Here is a 6,082-nt window from a genome sequence, read left to right as displayed (position 1 = left end):
GGTGCGCTCAGAGAGATTCGAACTCCCGACCCCTTAGTTCGTAGCCAAGTGCTCTATCCAGCTGAGCTATGAGCGCGTCATAAGTAATCGTTGGCGGTGAGAGAGGGATTCGAACCCTCGATACAGTTACCCGTATGCATCCTTAGCAGGGATGTGGTTTCAGCCACTCACCCATCTCACCGTAACGAGCCGCCATAATACAAACTAAAACCCGATTCGGCAAGTGATGACATTAAAAAAAATAGAGAAATTTACTCAATTAAATACTTTTTAAGCGATTTTCATCATTTTGTTGTTTTTTTATGCTGCAAAATAATCACAATCTACAAATACCTAGAAATTTTCTCTAAAAACTAAATTAAAAACACAATATTGCAATCAATTACGTGCAGTATTCCACGCTATGTCTTATGCTAATCATATCTTCTGACTAGAAACCAAATACATCATGAAAAATTGGGTCGATCCTGAAGCCAAAGCTGAAGCTGAGCGTTACGACAATCCCATTCCAAGTCGTACCCTTATCTTAGAAATCATTGAACGAAAACAAGAAGCATTGTCACATGCAGATCTTGTTGAACTGCTTGAAATTGTCGATCAAAAAAGTATAGATGCGCTCAGCCATCGTTTAAGTGCAATGGTCCGTGATGGTCAGTTGATGAAAGATGGTTTTAAATATCAGCTGATGGCAGATCAACCTACCCTAGACGCTACTGTTTATGTCAACGCTAAAGGTTTAGGCGTTGCAAGCTTAGATGGTAAGAAAGATGAATTCCTTCTCCCTGAGCGCGAATTACGTCAAGTCTTCCATGGTGACCGCGTTAAAGTCCAACAAACTTCTGTAGATCGTAAAGGTAAAGCTTGGGGCTATATTACCGAAGTGACTCAACGTCGAGTTAAACAACTGATTGGTAAAGTTGCAGAATTTGAAGGTGAATACTTTATTCAACCTGCACCTCCCAATGCACATCAACCCATAACTTTAGAAAAAGAACTGATTGAACATGCCAAAGCCAAAGTCGGCGATGCATTACGTGTTGAAATTGATGACTATCCAACACGAGATGAATTTGCGACAGGTCATGTGATTCAATCAATGGCGGATAAAGCTGATACTGAAATCATTATCCCACAAACCATTTTAGAATATGGTTTACCTTATGAGTTCCCAGAAGAAGTCATCAAAGAAGCTGAAGCATTTAAAGAACCTTCTGCAAAAGATCGTCAAGGCCGTATAGATTTACGAGATTTGCCTTTAGTCACCATTGATGGTGAAGACGCACGTGACTTCGATGATGCAGTCTATGCGGAAAAACGTCCTGGTGGTGGCTATCGTGTCGTTGTCGCGATTGCAGATGTCAGTCATTATGTCCGTGTTGGTAAACCTTTAGATGATGAAGCGCAAGAACGTGGTACATCAGTGTATTTCCCACACTATGTATTACCAATGTTGCCTGAAGCACTTTCAAATGGCTTATGTTCTTTAAATCCACATGTTGACCGTTTATGTATGGTGTGTGATTTAAATTTAAGTCGTGCTGGTAAAGTGACTAAATTTGAATTTTATCCGTCAGTGATGCATTCAAAAGCACGTTTAACCTATACCCAAGTTGCACAATATTTGGATGGCGACAGCAATGCAATTCCTGAAGATCGTGATGTCCGTAAGTCAGTCAATACGCTCTACCAATTGTATGAAACTTTAAAAGGTTTACGTGCACAACGTCATGCAATGGAATTTGAAACCGTTGAAACCTACATGACTTTTGATGAATTGGGTGGAATTAAAGAAATTTTACCGCGTTCACGTAATGTTGCGCATAAGCTTATTGAAGAATGCATGTTGCTTGCCAACGTTGCAGCAGCAGAATATTGCTTAAAAAATGAAGTTCCAATGTTGTATCGTGTGCATGAAGCACCAGAGTTTTCACGCATTCAAAAAGTAAAAGACTTTGTGAAATTATTGGGCTTTAAATTCCCTGACCAACCGACACAAGCCGATTATCAAACGGTGATTGAAGCAACCAAAGATCGTATTGATGCACCGAGTATTCATGCAGTGTTATTACGTTCAATGATGCAAGCCTACTATGGTCCAAAAAATGTGGGGCACTATGGCTTGGCTTATGAAGCATATACCCATTTCACTTCACCAATTCGTCGCTACCCTGACCTGCTATTACATCGTGCGATTAAAGCCAGTTTAACCAACAAAAAGTATCCACTTTCAGGTGCGGCTTTAGAAGATGCGGGTGAACATTTCTCTGCAACTGAACGTCGTGCAGATGAAGCCTCGCGTTCGGTTACTTCATGGCTGAAATGTCACTATATGCAGCAACATTTAGGCGAAGAATTTGTTGGTGTGATCAGTGCAACTGCTGAATTTGGTTTATTTGTAACCCTAAAAGACTTATATGTGGATGGTATGATTCACGTGAGTCAATTGGGCGATGACTACTTTGTTTATGACCAAGTTAGTCAAAATTTAGTCGGTCAAAATCGTGGTCAAGCCTTTGGCTTGGGTGACGAAGTCAAGATCAAAGTTGCTGGGGTTAACCTAGAAGAACGTAAGATTGATTTTGAATTGTTACAACAACTGTCGCATGCGGGCCGTGTAATCCGTAGTCGTGCACCACGTGTTGCAAAACCCGTTGCCAAAGAAGAAGTTTTTTCTGAACGTCCTGTCAAAGTTAAATCTGAATCTGACAGTGGGAATGCCAGCGAAGATGGGGAACGTCCCATTCGAAAGAAAAAGCCCAAAGGAAAACCCAGCTCTTACAATAAAAAACCTGGAAAAAGTGCTGCAACTCAGCCTGAAACAAAGGCTAAAGATAAAGTGAAGAAAAAGGCTAAAGCAAAAAAGAAAAAGTCGAACGCAAAAGCAAAGACTGAGTAATTTTACTTACCACAAAATCAGAGAGCTTCGGCTCTCTTTTTTATCATTAAAATTTTAAATTTGAATACGTCTAAAAATACTTTTCTTGTACCCTCATAGAGTCTTCCTTGTTTTATAATGCATCTATAGCGACTCAAATAACTCTAGAAATAACAGCATGAAAATTAAAAATATACTATCACTCTCAATACTGCTACTCAGCTGTGTAGCTTCTGCTGAAACCATCACCTTTAAAACCCAACCTATTCCCTCAAAATATACGAATTTTTCAGGAAATATTCCCTTTATCCAAGGCAAAGGTTTTGAAAAAATCAACCAACAGATCAAACACGAACTTTTGGCAGATGATGCTACACGTATCGACTTTAGTTCAGGAAAGATCTATCAGGATCAAAACTATTTAAGTGTTTATACCCATTTAGAAATTGAAGGCGGACGAAGCTATTTTCGTGAAAAGTATTACGTGATCGATTTAAAAAATAAACAGTTCGCAACATTGTCACAAATTCTACAAAAATATCAATTGTCCGCAGCACAAATCTCAAATGAAATTGCTCAGCAACTTGACCCATGTATTGAAAATAAAACAGCAACGCTTTCTAAAACGTCTAATGACTGTGATAGCGCAGATCTGCAATACCTATACCGATACTATGCTGAAGATCGAAATTTTATTGCGCTAAAAAATGCAAATGGCTTTTATCTTAAAAAAGATATTTTAGGCATCAGTTTTGATGCGGGCGCATATTCTATCCCTTTTGAATACAACCTCAAAACCAAACAAGTCCATTAACATCTGTGTTAATTTTATTGTCACACCTTGATTTCCCCTGCCAGAAGCCCTACATCTATCTATAACTTAAGAAATGATTTGGCATAAAGCTCATGACACTAGAACAGGCAACGTTGCCAGTACCGCAATTTGATCAAATTAGTTTAGATCAACTCAAACAAAATATTGAAAAAGCCATCCAAGACGGTCAAAAATTTTTAAATGACTTGGTCCAAGTCCCTGAAAGCATTCAACAACAACTTGCAGTGATCGAAAATGTAGATTCACTTGAAAATAACATGAGTGAATCTTGGGGAATTTTGTCACACCTCAACGCAGTGATGAATAACACTGAAACGCGTGAAGTCTATCAAGACTTATTACCAAGTCTAAGTGAATACTACACTCAGATCGGTCAACACGTTGCCTTATTCCAAACTTATCAAAATGTTTATGATCATACGATTTTTAGCGACTTGCCAACGGCGCAACAAAGTGCAATTAAGCTGGCTTTACGTGATTTTAAACTTTCAGGTGTTGCCCTCGAAGGTGAAGCTAAAAAACGCTATGCAGAAATTTCAGCACGATTATCCCAATTGTCTTCTGATTTTTCTAATCATGTTTTGGATTCAACCCAAGCCTATAGCAAAACTTTAACCACGGATCAGCTTAAAGGTCTACCACAAGGCAGTATTGAATTACTCAAACAATACGGTCAACAACGCGAACTAGATCAGCCTGTTGCTACCTTAGATATTCCATCTTATTTGGCCATCATGACCTATGCAGAAGATCGTGCGCTCCGTGAAGAAATCTATCACGCTTATGTTACACGCGCCTCAGATCAAGCCAGCGATACGCAATTTGACAATGCACCCGTGATGGTTGAAATCCTCAGCTTACGTCAGGAAATGGCCAAGCTTTTAGGTTTTGAAAATTTTGCAGAATACTCACTTGCTTCAAAAATGGCACCCGATGTGGCCACTGTTGATCAATTTCTGGTTGATTTAGCAGAGCATGCACGTACACCTGCATTAAAAGAAATCGAAGAACTCAAAGCCATTGCCAAACAAGATGGCATAGATGAGCTAAAACCTTGGGACAGTAGTTATTATTCTGAAAAACTAAAAGTTCAACAGTTCAACCTTTCTCAGGAAGATTTAAAACCATACTTCCCTGCACCTAAAGTGATTCAAGGCTTATTTAATGTGGTCAATCGTTTATATGGAATTCAAGTCATTGAACGCCAAGCACCACTTTGGCATACAGATGCTCATTATTATGAACTAGAAGACCAAGGCACTGTGATTGGTGGTTTTTACTTTGACCTCTATGCACGTAACGGTAAACGTGGTGGTGCATGGATGAGTGGTTTCCGCTCGCGTATGCAAACCGAAACGGGGTTACAAAAACCAATCTGCTATATGGTTGGGAACTTTACCCCACCTGTCGGTGATCAGCCTGCCCTATTAACGCATGATGAAGTGAATACCTTATTCCATGAGTTTGGTCATGGCTTACACCATATGTTGACCGAAGTAGACAATATTGCAGTTGCTGGAACACACGGCGTTGCATGGGATGCCGTGGAGTTACCTAGCCAGTTTATGGAATTTTGGACATGGGATACGGAAAGCTTGGCTTTAATCAGTGAACATATTGAATCTAAAGACTCACTTCCTGAGCATCTTTTAAAAGCCTTACTCAATGCTCGTTTCTTCCAGTCAGGTATGCAAACTTTACGACAAATTGAGTTTGCATTGTTCGATTTAACCATTCATAAACTTACACCGGCACTAAATGCTGAACAAATCCAAGCAACTTTAGATGATATTCGCCAGAAGTATGCAGTTTTAGCAACAGCACCTTATAACCGCTTCCAAAATGGTTTTAGCCATATTTTTGCGGGCGGTTATGCTGCGGGTTATTATTCTTATAAATGGGCAGAAGTTTTAGCAAGTGATGCTTTTGACCGCTTTGAAAATGAAGGTGTGTTTAATACCCAAACTGGACAAGAGTTCCGTAAGGCAATCCTTGCAGTTGGCGGAAAAGATACAGCACTTGATGCATTTATCAATTTCCGTGGTCGTGAACCTAAAATAGATGCATTATTACGTCATCAAGGTTGGACGAATAGCTAAAAAAACGCTTAAACTAACGGTCAAAATTGTTTAAAGTGTGGTGGGTGTATGAATATTAGACGTCGTTTCATTGCTGGTGCAAAATGTCCAAAATGTGAAGCGATGGATCGTATTGTTATGCTCACCCAAGGCGATGCTGAATGGATTGAATGCATCGAGTGTGGATATTCTGAAAATCGCCCTACCCATGTAGATGCGCCTGAAGAACCTGCTATACCTGATGAAATTGGGGTCATTCAATTCAAGCCTCGCTCTTCAAAATAGATCGGACCG

4 protein-coding genes and 2 tRNA genes are annotated in these 6,082 nt (G+C 39.7%); 4 read left to right on the top strand and 2 right to left on the bottom strand.

Annotated features, from left to right (window positions below; translation table 11 throughout):
* Window positions 1-2: 2 nt before the first annotated feature.
* Window positions 3-76 (bottom strand) — tRNA-Arg (locus AC07WY_RS13255).
* 15 nt (window positions 77-91) lie between these two features.
* Window positions 92-181 (bottom strand) — tRNA-Ser (locus AC07WY_RS13250).
* Between the two features lie 264 nt (window positions 182-445).
* Here AC07WY_RS13250 and rnr point away from each other — a divergent pair.
* The 4 genes from rnr (at window position 446) to AC07WY_RS13230 (ending at window position 6,073) form a co-directional block, all read left to right on the top strand.
* Window positions 446-2,896, top strand: coding sequence for a ribonuclease R (gene rnr, locus AC07WY_RS13245; protein ID WP_178283395.1), 2,451 nt, complete (start codon window positions 446-448; stop codon window positions 2,894-2,896).
* Between the two features lie 157 nt (window positions 2,897-3,053).
* Window positions 3,054-3,689, top strand: coding sequence for a hypothetical protein (locus tag AC07WY_RS13240; RefSeq protein WP_419335912.1), 636 nt, complete (start codon window positions 3,054-3,056; stop codon window positions 3,687-3,689).
* A gap of 92 nt (window positions 3,690-3,781) precedes the next feature.
* A complete protein-coding gene (locus AC07WY_RS13235; RefSeq protein ID WP_494736488.1) occupies window positions 3,782-5,809 on the top strand; it encodes a M3 family metallopeptidase in 2,028 nt (675 codons plus the stop codon).
* Between the two features lie 54 nt (window positions 5,810-5,863).
* Window positions 5,864-6,073, top strand: coding sequence for a YheV family putative zinc ribbon protein (locus AC07WY_RS13230; RefSeq protein ID WP_171066870.1), 210 nt, complete (start codon window positions 5,864-5,866; stop codon window positions 6,071-6,073).
* Window positions 6,074-6,082 lie beyond the last annotated feature (9 nt).

It is taken from the genome of Acinetobacter sp. GW821-FHT01C12 (assembly GCF_059422625.1).
This window is presented reverse-complemented; position numbering and strand designations above follow the sequence as displayed.

What these genes read in the sequence shown, in the direction of transcription:
- AC07WY_RS13235 (WP_494736488.1), top strand. Translation starts at nt 3,782, where the DNA reads ATGACACTAGAACAGGCAACGTTGCCAGTACCGCAATTTGATCAAATT.
- AC07WY_RS13240 (WP_419335912.1), top strand. Translation starts at nt 3,054, where the DNA reads ATGAAAATTAAAAATATACTATCACTCTCAATACTGCTACTCAGCTGT.